Source organism: Mycobacterium sp. BK086, from assembly GCA_004362315.1.
GTDB lineage: Bacteria > Actinomycetota > Actinomycetes > Mycobacteriales > Mycobacteriaceae > Mycobacterium.
The window spans coordinates 291255-312763 of record SNWL01000003.1; the positions used below are offsets into that span (position 1 = coordinate 291255).

The 21509-nt window shown below is 68.0% G+C and carries 20 protein-coding genes and 1 pseudogene; 6 read left to right on the forward strand and 15 right to left on the reverse strand.

From position 1 onward, the window contains the following. Positions 1 to 59: 59 nt before the first annotated feature. The gene (locus tag EV580_RS01365) at positions 60 to 287 is read left to right on the forward strand and encodes a hypothetical protein (RefSeq protein WP_133689368.1); all 228 of its coding nucleotides are present in this window, start codon (positions 60 to 62) and stop codon (positions 285 to 287) included. On the opposite strand, the gene ppc is transcribed toward EV580_RS01365, so the two are convergent. Next, complete coding sequence (ppc, locus tag EV580_RS01370) at positions 284 to 3076, reverse strand: phosphoenolpyruvate carboxylase (protein WP_133689369.1); 2793 nt, start codon at positions 3074 to 3076, stop codon at positions 284 to 286. The two genes, EV580_RS01365 and ppc, sit on opposite strands and share 4 nt — an antisense overlap. Positions 3077 to 3197: 121 nt before the next feature. Here ppc and EV580_RS01375 point away from each other — a divergent pair, with 121 nt between their 5' ends. Beyond that, positions 3198 to 4514 (forward strand): HNH endonuclease signature motif containing protein, encoded by a 1317-nt coding sequence (locus EV580_RS01375; RefSeq protein ID WP_133689370.1) that lies wholly within the window; start codon positions 3198 to 3200, stop codon positions 4512 to 4514. On the opposite strand, the gene EV580_RS01380 is transcribed toward EV580_RS01375, so the two are convergent. After that, a complete protein-coding gene (locus EV580_RS01380) occupies positions 4486 to 4926 on the reverse strand; it encodes a MarR family winged helix-turn-helix transcriptional regulator (RefSeq protein ID WP_255497342.1) in 441 nt (146 codons plus the stop codon). The genes EV580_RS01375 and EV580_RS01380 overlap by 29 nt on opposite strands. 73 nt (positions 4927 to 4999) lie before the next feature. On the opposite strand from EV580_RS01380, the gene EV580_RS01385 reads away from it, so the two are divergent. Next, complete coding sequence (locus tag EV580_RS01385) at positions 5000 to 5938, forward strand: quinone oxidoreductase family protein (RefSeq protein WP_133689372.1); 939 nt, start codon at positions 5000 to 5002, stop codon at positions 5936 to 5938. A gap of 4 nt (positions 5939 to 5942) precedes the next feature. Here the strand turns inward: EV580_RS01385 and secG are convergent, their stop codons facing one another. From secG to EV580_RS01415, 6 genes and pseudogenes are all read right to left on the reverse strand, one after another. Next, positions 5943 to 6176: a preprotein translocase subunit SecG gene (gene secG, locus EV580_RS01390; RefSeq protein ID WP_133689373.1), complete on the reverse strand. Its 234-nt coding sequence runs from the start codon at positions 6174 to 6176 to the stop codon at positions 5943 to 5945. 30 nt (positions 6177 to 6206) lie between these two features. Beyond that, positions 6207 to 6992: a triose-phosphate isomerase gene (gene tpiA / locus EV580_RS01395; protein ID WP_133689374.1), complete on the reverse strand. Its 786-nt coding sequence runs from the start codon at positions 6990 to 6992 to the stop codon at positions 6207 to 6209. After that, positions 6974 to 8223: pseudogene (locus tag EV580_RS01400) on the reverse strand (phosphoglycerate kinase). Before EV580_RS01400 ends, tpiA begins: the two are co-directional and overlap by 19 nt. Positions 8224 to 8228: 5 nt before the next feature. After that, positions 8229 to 9251 carry a type I glyceraldehyde-3-phosphate dehydrogenase gene (gap, locus tag EV580_RS01405; RefSeq protein WP_133689376.1) on the reverse strand — a complete coding sequence of 341 codons (1023 nt, stop codon included), beginning with the start codon at positions 9249 to 9251 and terminating at the stop codon, positions 8229 to 8231. 71 nt (positions 9252 to 9322) lie between these two features. Further along, positions 9323 to 10036 carry an ABC transporter substrate-binding protein gene (locus EV580_RS01410; RefSeq protein ID WP_133689377.1) on the reverse strand — a complete coding sequence of 238 codons (714 nt, stop codon included), beginning with the start codon at positions 10034 to 10036 and terminating at the stop codon, positions 9323 to 9325. A gap of 10 nt (positions 10037 to 10046) precedes the next feature. Then, the gene (locus EV580_RS01415) at positions 10047 to 11456 is read right to left on the reverse strand and encodes a glycosyltransferase family 2 protein (RefSeq protein WP_255525493.1); all 1410 of its coding nucleotides are present in this window, start codon (positions 11454 to 11456) and stop codon (positions 10047 to 10049) included. A gap of 88 nt (positions 11457 to 11544) precedes the next feature. Between EV580_RS01415 and EV580_RS01420 the strand changes: the two genes are divergently transcribed. Then, the gene (locus tag EV580_RS01420; protein WP_133689378.1) at positions 11545 to 12219 is read left to right on the forward strand and encodes an MOSC domain-containing protein; all 675 of its coding nucleotides are present in this window, start codon (positions 11545 to 11547) and stop codon (positions 12217 to 12219) included. Here EV580_RS01420 and whiA read toward each other — a convergent pair. The 4 genes from whiA to uvrC are packed head-to-tail and all read right to left on the reverse strand — an operon-like array spanning position 12191 to position 17098. Then, positions 12191 to 13168 (reverse strand): DNA-binding protein WhiA, encoded by a 978-nt coding sequence (whiA, locus tag EV580_RS01425; RefSeq protein WP_094478415.1) that lies wholly within the window; start codon positions 13166 to 13168, stop codon positions 12191 to 12193. The genes EV580_RS01420 and whiA overlap by 29 nt on opposite strands. Then, entirely contained in the window at positions 13165 to 14187 is a 1023-nt protein-coding gene (locus EV580_RS01430) for a gluconeogenesis factor YvcK family protein (RefSeq protein ID WP_133689379.1), read from the reverse strand. Before EV580_RS01430 ends, whiA begins: the two co-directional genes overlap by 4 nt. Continuing rightward, entirely contained in the window at positions 14184 to 15074 is an 891-nt protein-coding gene (gene rapZ / locus EV580_RS01435; protein WP_502703915.1) for an RNase adapter RapZ, read from the reverse strand. The genes EV580_RS01430 and rapZ overlap by 4 nt, the downstream gene beginning before the upstream one ends. Positions 15075 to 15097: 23 nt before the next feature. Beyond that, positions 15098 to 17098 (reverse strand): excinuclease ABC subunit UvrC, encoded by a 2001-nt coding sequence (gene uvrC / locus EV580_RS01440; protein ID WP_133689381.1) that lies wholly within the window; start codon positions 17096 to 17098, stop codon positions 15098 to 15100. Positions 17099 to 17158: 60 nt separating this feature from the next. Here uvrC and EV580_RS01445 point away from each other — a divergent pair, with 60 nt between their 5' ends. Beyond that, positions 17159 to 17623: a GNAT family N-acetyltransferase gene (locus EV580_RS01445; RefSeq protein ID WP_133689382.1), complete on the forward strand. Its 465-nt coding sequence runs from the start codon at positions 17159 to 17161 to the stop codon at positions 17621 to 17623. Here the strand turns inward: EV580_RS01445 and EV580_RS01450 are convergent. From EV580_RS01450 to EV580_RS01460, 3 genes are read right to left on the reverse strand one after another with little or no spacing between them, the layout of a single operon-like run. Further along, positions 17610 to 18068, reverse strand: coding sequence for a PH domain-containing protein (locus tag EV580_RS01450; protein WP_133689383.1), 459 nt, complete (start codon positions 18066 to 18068; stop codon positions 17610 to 17612). The genes EV580_RS01445 and EV580_RS01450 overlap by 14 nt on opposite strands. Then, complete coding sequence (ribH, locus tag EV580_RS01455) at positions 18065 to 18544, reverse strand: 6,7-dimethyl-8-ribityllumazine synthase (RefSeq protein WP_133689384.1); 480 nt, start codon at positions 18542 to 18544, stop codon at positions 18065 to 18067. Before ribH ends, EV580_RS01450 begins: the two co-directional genes overlap by 4 nt. Before the next feature lie 2 nt (positions 18545 to 18546). Beyond that, entirely contained in the window at positions 18547 to 19818 is a 1272-nt protein-coding gene (locus EV580_RS01460) for a bifunctional 3,4-dihydroxy-2-butanone-4-phosphate synthase/GTP cyclohydrolase II (protein WP_133689385.1), read from the reverse strand. A 256-nt stretch (positions 19819 to 20074) separates the two neighbouring features. On the opposite strand from EV580_RS01460, the gene mgtE reads away from it, so the two are divergent. Further along, positions 20075 to 21460: a magnesium transporter gene (gene mgtE, locus EV580_RS01465; RefSeq protein ID WP_133689386.1), complete on the forward strand. Its 1386-nt coding sequence runs from the start codon at positions 20075 to 20077 to the stop codon at positions 21458 to 21460. Positions 21461 to 21509 lie beyond the last annotated feature (49 nt).

Here is a 21509-nt window from a genome sequence, read left to right on the forward strand (position 1 = left end):
AACAGAATCAACCCACTGCCCGATCGACGGCCTATCGACACTGGGGCAGATTGATAGTCATGACGATCAAGAACCGCCTCGCAGGATTCCTCGCCGCGCCGGCCGTCGCCGCAGCGGTCTTCGCAGGCGCACTGACGCTCGCCGGGCCGGCCAGCGCCGACGTCTCGACCAACACCTCCTCGGGCGGCACTTCGTCTGGCGCACACCCCAACACCGAGATCGTCGTCACGCCCAACACCTACGCTCGTCCCTCGGTCTTCGTGCCGTGGCCCGGCTGGTACAACTAGCCGCTATTGCGTAGCGCCGAGGCCAGCCCGCTCATCGTCAGCAGGATGCCGCGCTGCACCAACTCGTCCTCGTCGCCGGACCGGAAGCGCCTCAGCAGTTCAACCTGCAGGTGGTTCAGCGGCTCCAAATACGGGAAGCGGTTGAACACCGAACGGGCCAGCGCCGGGTTGTCGGCGAGCAGATCGTCCTGACCGGTGATGAGCTTGTGCATGCGGATGGTGCGGTCATGCTCGGCGACGATCTTGTCGAAGACCCGATGCCGCAACTCCTCGTCGTCGACGAGCTCGGAATAGCGTGCGGCCAAACCCATGTCGGACTTCGCCAGCACCTGCGCCATGTTCGACAGCACGGTGGCGAAAAACGGCCACTTCACGTAGAGGTCCTGCAATATTTCCAAACGTCCGTCGCCCTCGGCGATCCACTCCTCGAACGCGGTGCCCGTGCCGTACCAGCCGGGCAGCATCACGCGTGACTGACTCCACGCCAGCACCCACGGGATGGCCCGCAGATCCGCGATCGACGTGGTGGGTTTACGCGACGTCGGCCGGCTGCCGATATTGAGCGAGCCGATCTCGCTCACCGGCGTCGACGCCTTGAAATACTCGACGAAACCCGGTGTGTCATGGACCAATTCGCTGTACGCCCGCTGTGCGCGGGCGGCGAGGTCGTCGAGCACCTGATAGGCAGGCTCGGCGGCGTCACCGAGGCCCTCCACATCGAGCAGCGTCGACTCCAGGGTGGCCGCCAGCAGCGTCTCCAGATTGCGGTGAGCGATCCGAGGTTCGGCATATTTCGCCGCGATGATCTCACCCTGCTCGGTCAGCCGTAGCGATCCGTTCACCGCGCCCGGCGGTTGCGCCAGAATCGCGTCATAGCTCGGACCGCCACCGCGGCCGACGGTTCCGCCACGGCCATGAAACAGGCGCAGCCGGATACCGGTCTTGCGGGCCGACTCCACGAGATCCAATTCGGCCCGGTAGAGCGCCCAGTTGGCGGCCAGATACCCGCCGTCCTTGTTGGAATCCGAATACCCGAGCATGACCTCCTGACTCTCGCCGCGGGCATGCACCATCGCGCGGTAGAGCGGAAGATCCAGCACCGACTCCAGGATGGCGGAACCGCGCTGCAGGTCGTCGATCGTCTCGAACAGCGGCACGATTCCGACGGGCGCGTAGGCCTCTTCCCCCGAAACATCCAGCAGCCCAGCTTCTTTGAGCAGGATCGCCGCTTCGAGCATGTCGGATACCGACTGACACATCGAGATGATGTAGTTGGGCACCGCCGCCGGCCCGAACACCCGGACCGCGCGGGCCGCAGCGAAGACGATATCGAGTTCCTTGCGAGCCAGCTCCGAGAGATCGGAGTCGTCGCGCACCAGCGGGCGCCTGGTGGCCAGCTCCGCCGCCAGCACCTCGACGCGTTCCGGCTCGGACAACGACGCGTAGTCGGGGTGCACGCCGGCCCACGACAACAGCTCGGCAACCACCTCCTCGTGCATCTCTGAGTTCTGCCGCATGTCGAGGCCGGACAGGTGAAATCCGAAGACGTCCACGGCATCTCGCAGCCGCGCCAGCCGGTCATCGGCGAGCAGCGCACTGCCGTTGGCGCGCAGCGAGGCGTCGATGACGTCGAGGTCGGCCAGCAGTTCGGCCGGGGTCTGGTAGGGGTCCATGCCGAGATCGAGCGTGTGCGGCGGGGTTCGGTCCAGGATGTCCTGACCGGTGGCGGTCAGTCGTGCGTGCGCCACCCGCAGCGCCCGGCGGTAGGGCTCGTCGAGGCGAGCCGGCTCGTTACACGAGCCGGCCAGCGCTTCCAGGTCATCGGTGGTTTTCACCAGCCGCGCCGACATCGACAGCTCCTGCTCCAGGTGCGTCAGTTCGGCGAAGTAGTGCCCCAGCGCCGTGTAGGCGGCGCTCCCGGTCGCCAGCCGCACCACGTCGGCGGTGACGTTGGGGTTGCCGTCGCGGTCGCCGCCGATCCACGAGCCCGGGCGCAGGATCGGCTCGGCCAGAAGTTCGGTGTCGGGCCACCGTTTGCGCAGGGCGTTGCGGACTTCGGCGTTGACCTTCGGGATCACCTCGAAGAACGCCGCCGGGTAGTACCGCAGCCCGACCTCGATCTCGTCCTGAATCTTCAACCGGGACAAGCGGATCAGTGCGGTCTGCCACAGCGTGAGGATCTGGCGGCGCAATTCGGTCTCGACCGGCTGTCCGTCCTCGGTCTCGTTCTGGCCGTGCAGCCGCACCCGCATGAGCTGGGTGATGCGGTGCTGGGTGTCGAACACGGTGCGGCGGCGGGTCTCCGTCGGATGAGCGGTGATCACCGGCGACACCAGCGCCCCCCTCAGTGCATCGGCGACGGTGCCCGCCTTCAGATTCGCGGCGTCGAGCTTCTCGTAGGTGGCGGCCAGCGTGCTGTTCTGCGGCGGCTCGCCGGCGGCCACGTGGACGGCCCGGCGGCGTTCCCGGTGGATGTCCTCGGCGACGTTGGCCAGCAGCGCGAAATGGCTGAAGGCCCGGATCACCGGGATCGCCTGGTGGATGTCGATGCCGTCGAACAACTCTGCCAGTTCGGAGCGGTCGATTTCGGACCTGCGCACCCGGAACGATTCGACACGAGCTTTCTCGACGAGGTCGAACACCTCCTCACCGTTCTGTTCGCGCACGGTGTCGCCGAGGATCGCCCCGAGCAGGCGGATGTCCTCGCGCATCGGCTCGGTGGCCTCCCGCCCAACCTTCGTGCGGGTGACCGCGCCGATCGGTTCCAGGGATTCGGGTAGTTCAGCCATCCCTCAAGTATCGGGGTGCTCGGTGGGTGGCGCAGGGCGTGGGTTTTCCACAGACTCGGGTTCATCCACAGGCGTGGCTTCCGAGGCTTTCATTCGAATGTTTGTTCGATAGCGTGGGCGCATGGCCCGCGAACCGCTCACCTGCCAAGGGGTGCATGACGCGGTCCGTGGTGAGCTCGATTTGATTGACGCCGCCCACGACCGGCTGCGGGCGATCGGTACCGACCTGGCCGGCAATGCCTTTCGCATCGAACTCGCCGAACGCCTGGAGCACCAGAACCGGGCCAACCGAGGGCTGTCGTACCGGATGTTCGGCGAGATCGCCGCCGGACCCAAGGTGCGCGATGTCCTTGCCGGCCGGTTGCGGCTGACCGCCGGAGAGGTCAAGCGACGGTTCGCGGTGGCGGCGCGCATCCGGCCGCGACGATCGCTGACTGGGGAGTCGTTGCCGCCCGAGTTGCCGACGCTGGCGGATGCCATCGACGCGGGCGATGTCGGCGACGACCATATCGCCGCGGTCTGTAAGACGCTCGACAAGTTGCCCGCCGCGGTGGCGCCCGCCGACCGCGAGGTTGCCGAGCGGGCGTTGGTTCACCATGCCCGGGAACAGGATTCGCAGTTCGTCACCGCGATCGGCACACAGATCTCGGACTGGCTGAATCCGGACGGAAACTTCACCGACGAGGACAGGGCGCGCCGCCGGGGCCTCGTGCTGGGTCCGCAGGGTCCCGACGGGATGAGCCGGCTGTCCGGATGGCTGGACCCGGAATCCCGCGCTTACGTGGAGGCGGTGACGGCCGCGGCCGGGCCCGGCCGGCATATGCCCGACGGCGCCGAGGAGCCAGACCGTCGAACTCCTGAGCAGCGCTGCCACGACGGCGTGAAGCTCGGGCTCAAAGCCGGGATCGAATCGGGCGCGCTCGGGCAGCATCGCGGCCTTCCCGTCACCGTCATCGTGACCACCACGCTGGGCGAGTTGGAGCAGGCCTCGGGGTGGGCGCGCACCGGCGGCAAGGGCCGCCTGCCCATGCGCGACGTGATCCGGATGGCGAGCGAGGCGATCCACTATCTGGCGGTGTTCGAGGACCACTCGGAGCGGCCGCTATACCTGGGCCGTGCCAAACGCCTTGCGACAGCGGACCACCGGATCATCTGCTGCGCCCGCGATCGCGGTTGCACCAAACCGAACTGCTTTGAGCCCGGGTACCACTCGGAGGTGCATCACGCCGTGCCGTGGAGCCAGGGCGGCCTGACCGACGCGGACAATCTGTACTTCGCCTGCGGCTGTGACCATTCGATGGCGACGGACGGCACGTATACGACGACCGTCACCGAGGAGGGTCGGATCGCCTGGAGCAACGGCACGGGTCCCCCGCGCGTCAACGACGTGCACCACCCGGAGCGGTTGGTCATCGATGACGACGATCCGGGCGGGTGACGGGCGGCGCCGGGTCCAGCATCCCCGCCAACAACGCACCCAACCGCTTCTGCTCGGCCGCGCTGAGCCGGGTGGTCATCGGGGCCAGCAGCCCGGCCACCTTCTCGGCAATCTCGGCGCTCTGGCGCTGCCCTTCCGCGGTGAGGGTGACATGCACCGAGCGGGCATCCTCGCGGCTGGCGGTCTTGCGGGCCAGCCCGCGGCGTACGGCGCGATCCATCAAGCCGCTCACCGACGACCGCTCCAAGCCCAGGTAGTCGGCCAGCTGGGCCATCGTCGGCTCGCGGTCACGCAGGATCGCCAGCGCACGCAGCTGCGTCAGCGACAGGTCGTTCTCGGCAGCGACCCGGTTGAGCACCGCCATCACCGCGAACGAGGTGCGCACCAGGTCTTCGAGCAGCTCGTCGTTCATGGCCTTAGCGTACCTCATTAGTTCGTATTACCATCTATTTTAATTCGCAATACCATCTATATTTGGAGACCTGATGTACGCAGCAGTTGTCACCGACTTCGCCAAACCACCTGCCTACCAAGACTTCCCGCAGCCCACTGCGACCGCCGACAGCGAAGTCGTCGTCGACGTCATCGCCGCGGGCCTGCATCCGCTGGTGCGCTCACGCGCGGCCGGAACGCACTACACCAGCACCGGTGCGCTGCCGCTCGTCCCCGGTATCGACGGGGTGGGCCGCGCCCCGGACGGCACCCTGCGCTACTTCGTCGTGGCCACCGACCTGGGCGCCATGGCCGAGCAGACGCTCGTCGACCTGCGCCGCAGCGTCGTGCTGCCCGATGACGCCGACCCGGTGGCGATCGCCGCGGCGATGAACCCCGCCATGTCGTCGTGGGTAGCGCTGCGCCGCCGCACCACCCTGCAGCCCGGCCAGACCGTGGTGGTCCTCGGTGCGACCGGCAGCGCCGGGCGCCTGGCCATTCAGGCCGCCAAGCATCTGGGCGCAGGCACGGTGATCGGCGTCGGGCGGGATCGCCGCCAACTGGACGCGCTGCCCGAGCTGGGCGCCGACCAGGTCATCGCGCTCGACGAACTCGGCACGAACCTCGAGCGGGTGATCGGCGCTGACATCGTCATCGACTACATCTGGGGCCCGCCCGCCGCCGAGCTGATGGCCGGCCTCGCGCGCGGCCGCCACGATTCAAGCCAGCCGCTGACCTGGATTCAAATCGGTTCGATGGCCAGCCTCAGCGCCGACATCCCGTCGGCAGCGCTGCGGTCCATGCCGCTACAGATCGTGGGCAGCGGTATCGGCTCGGTGCCGGTGGCCGACATCGTGGCAGAACTGCCGCAGCTGGCGGTCGCGATCGCGAACGGCACCCTGCGGACGCAGGCACGCGCGGTCCCGCTCAAAAATGTGGAACAGGTGTGGCAGCAGCCGGAGAACGGTCAGCGGGTCGTTCTCACGCCCTGAGGGCTCAGCTGTACTTGATCTGCAGTGCCATACCGACGATGGACACCACCCAGATACCGGTCACGAACAGCGTGAGGCGGTCGAGGTTCTTCTCCACCACGGTCGACCCCGACAGGCTGGACTGCACACCGCCGCCGAACAGCGTCGACAGGCCGCCACCCTTGGCGCGGTGCAGCAGCACCAGCAACACCACCAGCACGCTGGTGACCACCAGGATGATCTGCAGGGTCAAAATCATGGCGCCCAGACTACCTGGTTGAGACGCAGATCAAGGCAGCGGCCCACCTGCGGCGATCGCCGACAGGGTGGCGAACTGCTCGCCGTCCAGCGACGCGCCGCCGACCAGCGCTCCGTCGACATCCTTCTGCCCGACGATCTCGCCGACGTTCTTGGCGTTCACCGAGCCGCCGTAGAGCACCCGGATCCCGTCGGCGATCTGCTGCGAGGAGATATTGGCCAGCTCGGCGCGAATCGCGCCGCACACTTCCTGCGCGTCGGCGGCGCTGGCCACCCGGCCGGTCCCGATCGCCCACACCGGCTCGTAGGCGATCACGACGTTGGCCAGCTGCTCGGCGCTCAGCCCGGCCAGCGACCCGCGCAGCGAGTCGACGCAGAACTGGACGTGGTTGCCCGCCTCGCGGATCTCCAGCTGTTCGCCGATGCACACGATCGGGGTCAGCCCGTGCTTCAGCGCGGCGGCGGCCTTCGCGGCGACCAGTGCGTCGTCCTCGTGGTGATAGGTGCGGCGCTCGGAGTGGCCGACCACGACGAACGTGCAGCCCAGCTTGGCCAGGAACGCGCCGCTGATGTCACCGGTGTAGGCACCCGAATCGTGCTGCGAGACATCCTGCGCACCGTAGGTCAGCCGCAGCTTGTCGCCGTCGACGAGCGTCTGCACGCTGCGCAGGTCGGTGAACGGCGGGATGACCGTGACGTCGACATGGTCGAAGTACTTGTCGGGCAACGAGAACGCGATCTTCTGGACGAGCGCGATGGCCTCGAAGTGGTTGAGGTTCATCTTCCAGTTGCCCGCGATCAGCGGTTTACGGGACACAGCACTCCTAATTCAGGGTCCTCTAGTTCAGGACGGTGATGCCGGGTAGTTCTTTGCCCTCAAGGTATTCCAGGGATGCGCCGCCGCCGGTGGAAATGTGGGAGAAACCGTCTTCGGGCAGGCCGAGTTGGCGGACTGCGGCTGCTGAGTCGCCGCCGCCGACCACGCTGAACGCGCCCTTGGCGGTGGCGCCGATGATGGCTTCGGCTACGCCCTTGGTGCCCGCGGCGAACGCCGGGAACTCGAACACTCCCATCGGGCCGTTCCAGAAGATCGTGCGCGCATTCGACAACAGCGTGGTGAACCGCTTCACCGACTCCGGGCCGATATCCAGGCCCATCGTGCCGTCCGGGATACGATCAGCAGCAACGGTTTCCGGGGTGGAGTCGGCCGCGAACTTCTCGGCGACCACGATGTCCACCGGCAGATGGATCACATCCCCGTAGGTCTCCAACAGCCCCTTGCAGGTTTCGATCATCTCAACCTGGCACAGCGAGGTACCCACCGACACTCCTTGCGCGGCAAGGAAGGTGAAGCACATGCCGCCGCCGATGATGATGCTGTCGGCCTTGGTGGCCAGGTTCTCGATCACGGCCAGCTTGTCCGACACTTTCGACCCGCCCAACACCACCGCATACGGGCGGTCGGTCGAGCTGGTCAGCTGCTCGAGCACCTTGACCTCAGCGGCCACCAGCGTGCCCGCATAGTGCGGCAGCAGCGTGGCCACGTCGTACACCGAGGCTTGCTTGCGGTGCACCACACCGAAACCATCCGAGACGAAAGCGCCGTCGTCGCCGACCAATTCGACCAACGCCGCGGCCAGCTTGCCCCGTTCGGCGTCGTCCTTGCTGGTCTCCCGCGGATCGAACCGGATGTTCTCCAACAGCAACACATCACCGTCGGTCAACCCCTCGGCACGAGCCAGCGCATCGGTACCCACCACATCACCGGCGAGCTGGACGTGACGGCCCAGCGCCTCAGACAGCGCGGCGGCCACCGGTGCCAGCGAGAACTCCGGCTCCGGACCACCCTTGGGCCGGCCCAGGTGCGCGGTCACGATGACCTTGGCTCCGGCATCAGCCAGCGCCTTCAGCGTCGGCACCGACGCCAGGATGCGCCCCGGATCAGTGATGGTCCCGCCGTCGAGGGGGACGTTGAGATCCGAGCGCACAAGAACGCCCCGACCCTCGACACCTTCGGCCAGCAGATCAGACAGTGTCTTGACGGCCATCGCTACTACAGGGACTTGCCGACCAGCGCGACCAGGTCCACCAGACGGTTGGAGTAGCCCCACTCGTTGTCATACCAGGACACGACCTTGGCCTGGTTGTCGATGACCTTGGTCAAACCGCTATCGAAGATCGAGCTGTGCGGATCGGTCACGATGTCGCTGGAGACGATCGGTGCGTCGTAATACTTGAGGATGCCCTTGAGCTTGCCGTCGGCGGCGGCCTTCATCGCGGCGTTGATCTCCTCGGCGGTGGCCGACTTGCTCAGCTCGGCGGTCAGGTCGGTCACCGAGCCGGTGGGGATCGGCACCCGCAGCGCGTAGCCGTCGAGCTTGCCCTTCAACTCCGGCAGCACCAGGCCGATGGCCTTGGCCGCGCCGGTCGAGGTGGGCACGATGTTCAGGGCGGCGGCGCGAGCGCGACGCAGGTCGCTGTGCGGGCCGTCCTGCAGGTTCTGGTCCTGGGTGTAGGCGTGGATGGTGGTCATCAAACCCTTGACGATGCCGAACTCGTCATTCAGCACCTTGGCCAGCGGGCCCAGGCAGTTCGTGGTGCACGACGCATTCGAGATGATGTTCTGGCTGCCGTCGTACTTGTCGTCGTTGACACCCAGCACGATGGTGATGTCCTCATCAGAGGCCGGCGCGGAGATGATCACCTTCTTCGCCCCCGCATCCAGATGGCCCTGAGCCTTTTCGCGCTTGGTGAAGATGCCGGTGGACTCCACCACGATGTCGACACCCAGGTCGCCCCAGGGGATGTCGGCCGGTCCGGCCTTGACCTCCAGCGCCTTGATCTTGGTGTCGCCGACGACGATGGTGTCCTCGCCTTCGAGGCTCACCTCGTAGGGCAACCGGCCCAAGATGGAGTCGAACTTCAACAGATGCGCAAGAGACGCGTTATCGGTCAGATCGTTGACCGCGATGATCTCGATATCGGTGTTCTTGCCCTGCGCCTTCTGCGCGTCAAGAGCCCGGAAGAAGTTGCGCCCGATTCGACCGAAGCCGTTAACGCCAACCCGGATGGTCACCTTGTCTCCTCATAGTTGCTTCTGACACTTGCGCCCAGCCTAGTGTCCTGCTCACCGCCGTGCGCGACCGCCTAGAGGTCACCCGATCTCTGGTCGGCGCGGGGCGAGCCGGTCCAGCGTTCCCGGATCGCGGGCAGCGTCCCGTCCTGCTCGAGAGCGGCCTGCGCGACGTTGATCCGGCCGAGTAGCGCGGTGTCGGTGGTGGGCACCGCGATCGCGATCTTCTCGGTGGTGATGCCGCGCTGCACGACGGTGACGCCGGGCACCGCCTCGGCCAAGGTGGTCAGCACCGGGTCCAGTTTCATGAAGGCGTCGCAGCGGCCGGTGGTCAGGTCGCGCAGGGCGCTGCGGATGCTGCCGTAGTCGTAGACCCGCACCCGGGCCACTTTCTCGTCGGCCAGCAGCCGGTTGGCGATCGGCTGGCTGGTGTTGCCCTGTTGCACGCCGATCGTCAGGCCGTCGAGGTCCTCGATAGAGGTGACCTCGGGCAGCCGGGTGGTGTCGACGGCCAACGCCTGGCCGGAGATCAGGTACGGATCGCAGAACGCCGCTTTGAGCGCGCGGGATCCGGTGATCGTGGTGCCCGATGCGACGCAGTCGAAGTCGCCGGAGTCCAGCGCGTCGAAGATGCCGTTGAAGTCACGGCCCTCGTAGTGGATGAAACGAACTTCGGCGCCGAGCTGTTCGGCGATCGCGGTCATCAGCTCGACGTCGAGGCCGGAGTTCTGCGCAGAGTTGAACGGCGGATCCGGGAACGCCGCACCGACGCGCAGGACCTCAGCCATGACTCAAACGCTAGCCCCTGCGCTGCGGGCCCCACCGGTGCGCACCGCCGAGGAACGCCGTCCAGCCCAGCACCGCGCCGGTGTGCAGCAGGAGCGTGAACGTCACCGGTTCGATCACCAGCGCGGCGGCCGCGGCGGGCAGGCTGGCCCGGCCGGCATCACCGACCCAGCGGCGGTAGTGGCGTAGCGCCCACACCCCGAACGCCATGTCGATGACGAGCTTGCCGACGATCACCACCAGCACGGGCGCCAGCACGGTCAGGTTCCGGGTCGCCAGGAAGTAGATCAGCAGCCCGAATGCGGTCAGCCCGTAGAGCGGTGCCACCGTGTCGATGGCCTTGACCGGCAACATGACGGTGCCGAGCCGGCCGAACCGGGGATCACCGACCATGCCCCGATACCACCAGTGGGTCTGCAGGAACCCGCCGAACCAGCGGCGCCGCTGCCGAAGGAAGGCGGGCACCGACGCGGGCGCCTCGGTGCGGGCCTGAGCGTCACCGAGCACCCGAAAGCGCCAGTCCAGTCCGCGTTCTCCGGCAAACCGCCGCATGCGGGCCACCAGCTCGTAATCCTCGACCAGGCAGGCGTCGTCGAATCCGCCGACGTCGGTGACCGCATCGCGGCGAAAACCGGCGAACGCCCCGGAGATCAGTTGCAGGCAGCCCACCCGCATCCAGGCATACCGGCCCAGGAAGTTGCGGATGTACTCGTAGGTCTGGAACCACTGCATCGCGCGCCCCAGTGCGGTGGGCGGGCAGTGCGGGGTGATGACACCGGTGGTCGCGACCAGCTCGGGCTCACGCGAAAAGGCTTGGCGCACTGCGCTGATCGCGCCGCTGTCCGGCACGGTATCGGCGTCGACGGTGAGGATGATGTCGGCGTCGGTGCGCAGCAGCGCGGCGTTGAGGGCCGCTGATTTGCCCCCGTGCGGCAACCGCAGCCAGCGCAGCGCCGTCGAGCCGACACGTATCTGCCCCACCGATGGAACCGCGAAACCGTAATCCCTGCACAGCATTTCAGCGGTGGCGTCGGTCGATCCGTCGTCGGCGATGAGGATCTCGTCGGGTGGGTCGGTCTGGCTGAGCAGCGCCGCCAGGGTGTGTGGAAGCACGGTGGCCTCGTTGTGCGCGGCGACGATGACGGCCAGCGTCAGCCGGTCCGTGACGACGTCGGCCGGTGGCGCGCTACGGCCGAGCGTGCGGATCTGCCACCCGGTGAACACCTGAAGTGCGGCGTCGTAGCCGAGGTAGGCCAGGCCGACCGACCAGGCCAGCACCCCGCCGCGGCCAAACGCCAGCAGGAACAACGTGACCCACAGCGCGAACACCAGTACGTGGATTCCGATGCTGACAGCCGGGGTCCCTGGCCGCGCAAGCCGTGAGGACGCGCGGGTCAGCGCGGGTGTCAGTGAATCTGTCAACGGTTCGATGATAGAAGAACGGCATTGTGGCTGAGTCGGTTCGAACACACGCCCGGCTCGAATCATGCCCCGCCATTACGCTGTTGTGATGGCAAGCGTTTTGTCGGTCAATCTGTCGGCCCGCGCCCGAACGAATCCGGACACCAAGGCACCGAAGCCGACGGGCATCGACAAGGTCAGCACCACCGCGGCGGTACTGGTGCGTGCGCCAGGTCCGATGCGCGAGGGGCTGGGCAGCGGCCTTGTCGGTGACACGATCGGCAATCAGAAGTTGCACGGCGGTGACGACCAAGCCGTCTACGCCTACGCCCGCGAGGACCTCGACGAGTGGCAGACGCTGCTGGCGCGCCCGCTGGCCGACGGGATGTTCGGTGAGAACTTCACCACCGCCGGCATCGACGTGACCGATGCCCGCATCGGCGACCGGTGGCGAGTCGGCACCGACGGACTTCTGCTCGAGGTCTCGGCGCCTCGCACCCCGTGCCGGACCTTCGCGAAGTTCCTCGACATCGACGGCTGGATCAAGACGTTCACCAATGCCGGCAAACCCGGCGCCTATCTGCGGGTGATCTCACCGGGGACCGTGCGTGCCGGCGACACCGTCGAGATCGAGGACCGGCCCGATCATGACGTGACGATCGGCCTCGTCTTCCGCGCCAAAATGCTGGAGCCCGCCTTGCTGCCCCGACTGCTGGCCGCTGACGCCCTCTCCGAGGAACTGAAGGAATACGTGGCTAAGCGTCTTCCAGCAAGTCGGGCGTAACCGCCGACTCGGTGTCGGGGATGCCGTCCTGCTTGGCCTTGCGGTCGGCCATCGACAGCAGCCGCCGAATACGGCCGGCGACAGCATCTTTGGTCATCGGCGGGTCGGCGAGGCGGCCCAGCTCCTCCAGTGACGCCTGACGGTGTTCGACCCGCAGCCGTCCCGCGGCGGCCAGGTGGTCGGGCACGGTGTCGGCCAGGATCTCCAAGGCCCGCTCCACGCGGGCGGCGGCGGCCACCGCGGCGCGGGCCGAACGGCGCAGGTTCGCGTCGTCGAAGTTGGCCAGCCGGTTGGCGGTGGCGCGCACCTCACGGCGCATCCGCCGTTCCTCCCACGTCAGCCGGGTGTCCTGGGCACCCATCCGGGTGAGCAGCGCACCGATGGCCTCGCCGTCGCGCACCACGACGCGGTCGGTCCCCCGCACCTCGCGGGCCTTGGCGCTGACGCCGAGCCGGCGTGCGGCACCGACCAACGCCAGCGCGGCTTCCGGTCCGGGACAACTGACTTCGAGAGCCGACGACCGACCCGGCTCGGTGAGCGAGCCGTGCGCGAGGAACGCGCCGCGCCAGGCCGCCTCGGCGTCGCCGACGCTACCGCCGACCACCTGCGCGGGTAGCCCCCGCACCGGTCGGCCGCGCATGTCCAGCAAGCCGGTCTGGCGGGCCAGCGCCTCACCGTCCTTGGCGACCCGCACCAGATACCGGGTGCTCTTGCGGATGCCACTGGCCGAGAGCACGTGCACGACGGCGTTGTAGCCGTACAGGTCGTAGATGTCCTTGCGCAGCCGGCGGGCGATGATGCCCAGGTCCACTTCGGCCTCGACGACCACCCGGCCCGACACGATGTGCAGCCCCCCGGCGAAGCGCAACAGCGAGGCCACCTCCGCGCGGCGGGCAGTCACCGAATTGACCGCCAACCGGCTGAGTTCGTCCTTGACCTCGGCCGTCATCGCCACGGGTCGTCACCTCTCGGTCCGTTGCCAGTAGGTCCCTGCACCGCCGGCGGGAGGGAAGATGGCGCAGGAACCGTGTTCCGGGTGCGCACACCGTCAAGCGCTGCAGCCAGCTTCGCCGGGTCATGTAAAGGTGTACCAGGTCTGGAGACGTCGGCAAACCGAACTGAAGCTTCCAGCAGGCTTGCGGTACGTCTGAGTTGGTCACGTTCCCGGTCAGACGGGACACGGGCCGCGTCCACGACGATCTCGTCGATGACGAAGCCCGGCGCATGCTGAGCCAGAACGTGCAAATGGCGCTCCGCGGAGAAGCCGGCGGTCTCCCCCGGTTCGGCCGCCAGGTTCAGCACCAGCGCGCGGCTGGCGGGGGTGGCCTGCAGCGCCGCGACCAGTTCCGGCACCAGCACGTGCGGGATGACACTGGTGAACCAGGACCCCGGCCCGAGCACCACCAGGTCCGCGGTCATGATGGCGTCGACCGCCTGCCGGGTGGCGGGCGGATCGCCGGGCAGCAGCCGCACCCGGCGCACCTTGCCCGGGGTGGTCGCCACCGCCACCTGCCCGCGGATCACCCGGCTCATCCGTGGATCGCCGTCCAGACCCGATACGTCGGCTTCGATCTGCAGGGCGATCGGGCACATCGGCAGCACCCGGCCCTTGACGCCGAGGATGCGGCCCAGTTCGTCGAGCGCGGCCACCGGGTCGGCCAGCAGCTCGTTGAGCCCGGCCAGCATCAGATTGCCGATCGGATGCCCGGCCAGCGCGCCGCTGCCACCGAACCGGTGCTGCAGGATGGTGGCCCACAGCCGGCCGTGGGGGCTGTCAGAAGCCAAGGCGGCCAATGCCATTCGCAGATCACCCGGAGGCACGATATCGAGCTCGCTGCGCAACCGGCCCGACGATCCGCCGTCGTCGGCGACGGTGACCACCGCGGTGATGTCGTGGGTGAGTCGACGCGCGGCCGACAGCGTCGCGTACAGACCGTGCCCACCGCCCAGGGCGACGATACGGGTCATTCGCGACCCAGATCACGGTGCAGCACGCGGACCGTCAGGTGCTGGTTGTGCTCGAGCAGCCCCGCGAGCGCTTCGGCCATGGCGACACTGCGGTGCTTGCCCCCGGTGCAGCCGATGGCCACGGTCATATATCGCTTCCCTTCCCGGCTGTAGCCGTCCACGACGAGCTTCAGCAGCTGATGGTAGGTCTGCAGGAACTCCGTGGCACCGGGTTGGCTCAGGACGTAGTCGCGGACCGCCGCGTGCTGACCGGTGTGCGGCCGGAGCTCGTCGACCCAGTGCGGGTTCGGCAGGAAGCGGACGTCCATCACCATGTCGGAGTCCATCGGCAGGCCGTACTTGAAGCCGAACGATTCGACGGTGACGCTGGTCTGCGCGACGGTCTCGCCACCGAAGGCCCGTTCGATGCTCTCCCGCAGGCCGTGCACCGACAGCGTCGAAGTGTCGATGACCAAGTCCGCCGACGCGCGCACCGGGGCCAGCATCGTGCGCTCGGCAGCGATGCCCTCGGCCAGGGTCTGGTTGCCCTGTAGCGGGTGACTGCGCCGGTTGTTCTCGTAGCGGCGGACCAGGATGTCGTCGGAGGCCTCCATGAACAGCACCCGCGAATGGATGCCGCGGGTCGCCAGCTCGTTACGTACCCAGTCGAGGTCGCCGGTGAACCCGCGGGAGCGGACATCCATCACGACCGCCAGCTGGGTGATCCGGGAGCCGGCGGCCAGACCGAAGTCGACCATCCTGGCGATGAGTTCGGGCGGCAGGTTGTCGGCCACGTACCAGCCGAGGTCTTCGAGTACCTTGGCCGCGGTCCCCCGGCCGGCGCCGGACAGGCCCGTCACCAAGACCACGTCGATACCCGATTCCTCGCCGGTCTGGCCGGTGCGCATGTCTTCGCCTGTGCTGTGATCTGTCATGTGGTCGCCTGTTCAGCAGACTGATCTTCACCGACCGGCTCGCCCTGCGCAGCCGATCCCGCCGAATTCACTGTCACGCCTAGCGCTTCCAGCACCGCGGCGGCCGTTGCCGTCCCGATCCCCGGTACCGCGGTGATCTCGTCGACGCTGGCCTGCCGCAACCTGGCCAGTGATCCGAAGTGAGTCACCAGCGCCTTGCGCCGGATGTCGCCGAGGCCGGGCACCGCATCCAGTGCCGAGGCCGTCATCCGCTTGGACCGCTTGCTGCGGTGGTAGGTGATCGCGAAGCGGTGCGCCTCGTCGCGGACCCGCTGCAGCAGATAGAGGCCCTCGCTGTTGCGGGGGAAGATGAGCGGGTCCGGTTCGGCGGGCACCCACACCTCCTCGAGACGCTTGGCCAGGCCGATCACCGCAACGTCGGTCACGCCGAGATCGTCGAGCACCGCCTGGGCCGCGTTGACCTGCGGGGCGCCGCCGTCGACGACGTACAGATTCGGCGGGTAGGCGAACTTGCGCGACTTCCCCTCGGCGGAGAACTCCTCGACGCTCTGCTGCTGCTCGGCGACGTGCCGGGTGAAGCGGCGCCGGGTGACCTCCGCGATCGACGCGACATCGTCGGAGCGACCCCCGCCCGCGGCTTCCCGGATCGCGAAATGACGGTAGTCGGATTTGCGTGGCAGGCCGTCCTCGAAGACCACCAGCGAGGCCACCACATCGGTGCCCTGGACATGGCTGATATCGACGCATTCGATCCGCAGCGGCGCGTCGGCCAGCCCCAGGGACTCCTGAATGTTCTGCAGCGCAGCAGATCTGGCGGTGAAGTCGCCGGCACGCTTGAGCTTGTGCTGCTGCAACGCCTCCTGCGCATTGCGGTGCACCGTCTCGGCAAGCGCCTTCTTGTCGCCGCGCTGCGGCACCCGCAGTGCCACCCGCGAGCCGCGCAGCCCCGAGAGCCAGTCACCCAGCTCGTCGGCGTTCGGCGGCAGGCACGGAACCAGCACCTCGCGCGGCACCGGGTTGGTGGATTCGTCTGCGGCACCGCCCAATTCGGCCTGCTCACCGTAGAACTGGGTGAGGAACTGCTCCACCAGCTGGGCCTCCGCGGATTCACCGGGATCGCCGGGCTTCTCGACCACCCAGCCGCGCTGGCCGCGTACCCGCCCGCCACGGACGTGGAAGACCTGAACGGCGGCCTCCAGGTCGTCGTCGGCGAAGGCGACCACGTCGGCGTCGGTGCCGTCACCGAGCACGACGGCCTGCTTCTCCAGCGCGCGCTTGAGCGCGGCGATATCGTCGCGCAGACGGGCCGCCCGTTCGAAGTCGAGCTCGGCCGACGCGGCGTTCATCTGGTGTTCGAGCTCACGGGCGAAGCGGTCGGTCTTGCCGGACAGGAAGTCGCAGAAGTCCAGGACGATCTTGCGGTGTTCCTCGGTGCTGACCCGGCCGACGCACGGCGCCGAGCACTTGTCGATGTAGCCCAACAGGCAGGGACGCTCGATTTGGCTGTGCCGCTTGAACACTCCCGCCGAGCACGTGCGGGCGGGAAACACCCGGGTCAACAGGTCGAGGGTCTCGCGGATGGCCCAGGCGTGCGAATACGGGCCGAAGTAGCGGACGCCCTTGCGCCGCGGTCCGCGGTAGACGAACAGCCGCGGGTATTCCTCGCCCAGCGTGACGGCCAGCACCGGATAGGACTTGTCGTCGCGGTAGCGGACGTTGAACCGCGGGTCGAACTCCTTGATCCAGTTGTATTCCAGCTGCAGCGCTTCGACCTCGGTGTTGACCACCGTCCACTCGACCTTGGCCGCGGTGGTCACCATCTGGCGAGTGCGGGGATGCAGGGCGGAGAGATCCTGGAAGTACGACGTCAGCCGGCTGCGCAGGCTCTTCGCCTTGCCGACGTAGATCACCCGGCCGTGCGGATCCCGGAATCGATAGACACCCGGCTCGACGGGAATCGACCCGGGCGCCGGGCGGTAAGTCGACGGATCGGGCACGGTCCCAGGTTAGTCGTGCCGTCCGACTGCTCCGCGCCGACAAGCATTACCGTCGACGACGTGCCTGCAGCGCGCATCACCCGTCTCACCGAGTCGGACTGGGAACAATTCGCCGAACTCCGGCTGCGCGCCCTCTCCGACACGTTCGGCACCGCGGACCCGCAGTACGTCGCCGAGGCCCGCTTCACCCCTGCCGATTGGCGCAGACGGCTGCGCGATCACGCGCAATTCGTGGCGATCCAGGCCGGCCGGGCCATCGGTGTGGTCGCCGCCTACCAGGAGAGCGCGGAGACCGCCTACGTGTACTCGCTGTGGCTCGAGCCAAGTGCGCGCGGGCACGGGCTGGGCCGTCGTCTGGTGGCCACCGCGCTGGACTGGGCCGGCCGTCGTGGGGTGCGCACCGCGACGCTGCGGATGGCGCCCGACAACACCGACGCCCGCAAGGTCTACGAGGGGCTCGGGTTCACCGAGGTGCCCACCGGCGGGGCCGCGGGCGAAGTGGTGATGAGACTCACGATCCGGTGACTCCGTACTTCGCGGCCAGCGTGCGCAACGTGTCCATCGAGGTCACCGCGCGCTCCCGGTCCACCGACTGGATGGCCAACACCGGAACGTATTCGTAGTCGGCCAGATCAATCCGAGCCCACCGGGCACCCTGCGGAAAGGACACGTCGACAACGTCTTTCCACTCCACGACCCGTTCGGTCAGGATGTTGCGGACCCCGATGCCGGCGGGGCCGACCCGGACGCGCGGGGTGGCCAGCAGCAGGACCGCGGCGGCCAGGATCACCCCGAGGACACCCATCGACACCTGATCGGCGGTCTGGATGATGGCCCCGGTGTAGCGCAGCTTCAACAGGAATCCGACCACGATCCCGGAGGTGGCGATGATGAAGGCCACGACATAGGCGACGTACGGCGTCAGGCGGGGCCGCAGCACCACATCCCAGTCGCTGTCGGTCGTTGTCATGCCCCGCGCAGGTGGCGCAGTGTCAATGCGGTCGACAGCGCGGCGGCGACGGCCTGGGCACCCTTGTCCTCGGCCGAATCGGGCAGTCCGGCGCGATCGAGCGCCTGCTCCTCGGTGTTCGTGGTCAACACCCCGTTGGCCACCGGCGTCGACTCGTCGAGCGAGACACGCGTCAGTCCCTGAGTGACGGCGTCGCAGACGTAGTCGAAATGCGGTGTCTGGCCGCGGATTACGACGCCGAGCGCGACGACCGCGTCATGGGTACGAGCGAGTTCCTGTGCGACGACCGGGATTTCGATCGCGCCGAGCACCCGGACGACGGTCGGATTGGGCACGCCGGAGTCCTCGGCCACCTTGCGGGCACCGTCGAGCAGCGCGTTGCAGATTCTCGCGTGCCAGGTGCTGGCCACGATCGCCAGCGACACCTCCGATGCGTCCATCTCCGGAAAATCCGGGACGCCGGCGCCTCCACTCATACTCAGAGGGCTCCGGGCAGATCGCCGGGCACGACCTCGTCGTAGTCCTCGAGTCCGGTGAGGTCGTGACCCATCCGGTCACGCTTGGTCATCAGGTAGCGGATGTTCTCGGCGTTGGCCCGCACCGGCAGCGGCACCCGCTCGATGATGTGCAGCCCGTAGCCGTCCAGACCCACCCGCTTGGCCGGGTTGTTCGTCAGCAGTCGCATCGAGCGCACCCCGAGGTCGACCAGGATCTGCGCGCCGATGCCGTAGTCGCGCGCGTCGGCGGGCAATCCCAGCTCGAGGTTGGCGTCGACGGTGTCGGCGCCGGCGTCCTGCAACTGGTAGGCCTGCAGCTTGTGCATCAGGCCGATGCCACGGCCCTCATGCCCGCGCATGTAGAGCACGATGCCGCGGCCCTCACGGGCCACCATCGCCAGCGCGGCATCCAGCTGCGGACCGCAGTCGCAGCGCCGCGACCCGAACACGTCGCCGGTGAGGCACTCGGAGTGCACCCGGACCAGCACGTCGTGGCCGTCGTTCTCCGGCCCGGAGATATCGCCCCGGACCAGCGCGACGTGCTCCACCTCTTCGTAGATGCTGGAGTAGCCGACGGCCCGGAACTCACCGTGCCGGGTCGGGATACGCGCCTCGGCGATCCGCTCGATGTGCTTCTCGTGCTTGCGCCGCCACTCGATCAGGTCGGCGATGGAGATCAGGGCCAGGTCGTGCTCGTCGGCGAAAACCCGCAGCTCGTCGGTCTGGGCCATCGAGCCGTCGTCCTTCTGGCTGACGATCTCGCAGATGGCCCCGGCCGGCTGCAGACCGGCCAGCCGGGCCAGGTCGACGGCAGCCTCGGTGTGACCGGGGCGGCGCAACACGCCGCCGTCCTTGGCGCGCAGCGGAACGACGTGCCCGGGCTTGGTGAAATCCTCCGAGACGCTGGTCGGATCGGCAAGCAGCCGCATGGTCGTGGCCCGGTCGGCCGCCGAAATACCGGTTCCCACACCATTTTTGGCATCAACGGTGACGGTGTAGGCGGTGCCGTGCTTGTCCTGGTTGACCGCGTACATGGGCAGCAGCCCGAGGGTGTCGCAGATCTCGCCGGACAGCGGGACGCACAGGTAGCCCGAGGTGTAGCGGACCATGAACGCGACCAGCTCCGGCGTCGCCTTCTCGGCGGCGAAGATCAGGTCGCCCTCGTTCTCACGGTCTTCGTCATCGATGACGACGACGGCCTTGCCCGCCGCAATATCGGCGACCGCCCGTTCGACGGTGTCCAGCCTCGTCATACAGACAGTATGGACCACCCCGGGCGTCCACCTATTGCCCGTCCTGCTCAGCGGCCCGATCGGTGGTCGCCCGGGGTGACCGACCACGGATATCTGCAGGCCAGCCGGGCGGTGTGTGACGTACGTGACAGGACGGGCCCACGGGGTGAACGGCCGATGAACACTTCAGCGCCGCCACCCTCTGGAGCGCCTCGGCGCGCCATCGGTGCGATCTCATACCTCCCAGGACGGCACGTTGCGAATGCTGAGGAGTGCGATGAAGGGTCCCGGTCTCGACGTCGGTGTGCTCGGAGTTCTACCGGTCCGCGCCGCCCAGTTGGACTCTCCCGACGCGGTCGACGGGTGGCTTCGCTCGGTCGGATCGATGGAGCGAACCCGCCAGGTCGGCGCGATGTCGCGGGAGAAGCTCGCCGGTTTCGTGGCGCTGCTCACCGCGGCGACGGGCCCCGAACTGCTCGGCTCGGTGGACCCCGACCTGGCGACCCGGATCGTGCAGGCGGCGGACACCGCGCAGGCCGCCCGCTGGCTCGAGACGATCGAAACCGACGAGGCCGCCGAGATCCTTCGGCGGCTGACGAATCCGGCCCGCGACACACTTCTCGATCAGATCGATGAGTCGCAGGCAGCCACGCTGCGCGACGTACTGCGGTGGCCGCCGGCGTCGGTCGCCGCGCACATGCTGCCCGACGTGTTCACCGTCCCCGACTCGATCACGGCCGCCGAGGCCGAGGCACTGATCCGCGACCAGAGCGCCCAGGTACGCGGCCGGGCCAGGCAGGGCGCGCTGATCTACGTGATCGACGCCGACCGCAGGCTGATCGGTTTCCTCGACTTCCAAGATCTGGTGCTGGCCCGGCCCGATCAGGCCGTCGCGGAACTGAGCAGTGCGGATCCGGTCTGGGTGCGCCCGCTGGTCGATGCCGAGCAGGCCGCCCAGTCGCTGGTCGACTATGAACTGGCCGCGCTGCCGGTGGTCGACGACCAGCGCCGGCTGCTCGGGGTGCTGACCGCCGACGCGGCCGCCGACATCATCGAGACCGAGGCAACGCGCGACGCCGAACGCCAGGGCGGCTCCGAACCCCTGGAGGTCCCCTATCTTCGGGCCTCACCATTTCGGCTGTGGCGCAAGCGAATTGTGTGGCTGCTCGTGCTCTTCGTGGCCGAGGCCTATACCGGCACGGTGCTGCGGGCGTTCGAGGATGAGCTCGAGGCCGTCGTCGCGCTGGCGTTCTTCATCCCGCTGCTGATCGGCACCGGCGGCAACACCGGCACCCAGATCACCACGACACTCGTTCGCGCGATGGGAACCGGACAGGTGCGGCTGCGCGATCTCCCCCGGATCCTGGCCAAGGAGGTGTCGACCGGCTTCCTCATCGCCGCGACGATGGCCGTCGCCGCCGTGATCCGCGCGTGGACCCTCGGGGTGGGTCCGCAGGTCACCGTCACGGTGTCGCTGACGGTGGCCGCGATCGTGCTGTGGGCGTCGATCGTCGCGTCGGTGCTGCCGCCGCTCCTCAAGAAGCTGCGAGTGGATCCGGCAGTGGTGTCCGGACCGATGATCGCGACGATCGTCGACGGCACCGGGCTGATCATCTATTTCCTGATCGCCCACGCGACGTTGCCCCAGCTGGCCGGGCTCTAGTTACCCGTGCTGGTGGACGTGTTGTTCCACGTCTTCCACACCCGGGTCG

Excerpts from the sequence above, each read along its gene's own strand:
- EV580_RS01410 (WP_133689377.1), bottom strand. The coding sequence starts at position 10,036 with ATGGCTGAGGTCCTGCGCGTCGGTGCGGCGTTCCCGGATCCGCCGTTC.
- ribH (WP_133689384.1), bottom strand. The coding sequence starts at position 18,544 with ATGAGTGGAGGCGCCGGCGTCCCGGATTTTCCGGAGATGGACGCATCG.
- EV580_RS01420 (WP_133689378.1), top strand. The coding sequence starts at position 11,545 with ATGGCAAGCGTTTTGTCGGTCAATCTGTCGGCCCGCGCCCGAACGAAT.
- whiA (WP_094478415.1), bottom strand. The coding sequence starts at position 13,168 with ATGACGGCCGAGGTCAAGGACGAACTCAGCCGGTTGGCGGTCAATTCG.
- EV580_RS01365 (WP_133689368.1), top strand. The coding sequence starts at position 60 with ATGACGATCAAGAACCGCCTCGCAGGATTCCTCGCCGCGCCGGCCGTC.
- secG (WP_133689373.1), bottom strand. The coding sequence starts at position 6,176 with ATGATTTTGACCCTGCAGATCATCCTGGTGGTCACCAGCGTGCTGGTG.
- ppc (WP_133689369.1), bottom strand. The coding sequence starts at position 3,076 with ATGGCTGAACTACCCGAATCCCTGGAACCGATCGGCGCGGTCACCCGC.
- EV580_RS01430 (WP_133689379.1), bottom strand. The coding sequence starts at position 14,187 with ATGACCCGTATCGTCGCCCTGGGCGGTGGGCACGGTCTGTACGCGACG.
- mgtE (WP_133689386.1), top strand. The coding sequence starts at position 20,075 with ATGAAGGGTCCCGGTCTCGACGTCGGTGTGCTCGGAGTTCTACCGGTC.
- EV580_RS01385 (WP_133689372.1), top strand. The coding sequence starts at position 5,000 with ATGTACGCAGCAGTTGTCACCGACTTCGCCAAACCACCTGCCTACCAA.
- rapZ (WP_502703915.1), bottom strand. The coding sequence starts at position 15,074 with ATGCGCACCGGCCAGACCGGCGAGGAATCGGGTATCGACGTGGTCTTG.
- EV580_RS01450 (WP_133689383.1), bottom strand. The coding sequence starts at position 18,068 with ATGACAACGACCGACAGCGACTGGGATGTGGTGCTGCGGCCCCGCCTG.
- EV580_RS01375 (WP_133689370.1), top strand. The coding sequence starts at position 3,198 with ATGGCCCGCGAACCGCTCACCTGCCAAGGGGTGCATGACGCGGTCCGT.
- EV580_RS01460 (WP_133689385.1), bottom strand. The coding sequence starts at position 19,818 with ATGACGAGGCTGGACACCGTCGAACGGGCGGTCGCCGATATTGCGGCG.
- EV580_RS01380 (WP_255497342.1), bottom strand. The coding sequence starts at position 4,926 with ATGAACGACGAGCTGCTCGAAGACCTGGTGCGCACCTCGTTCGCGGTG.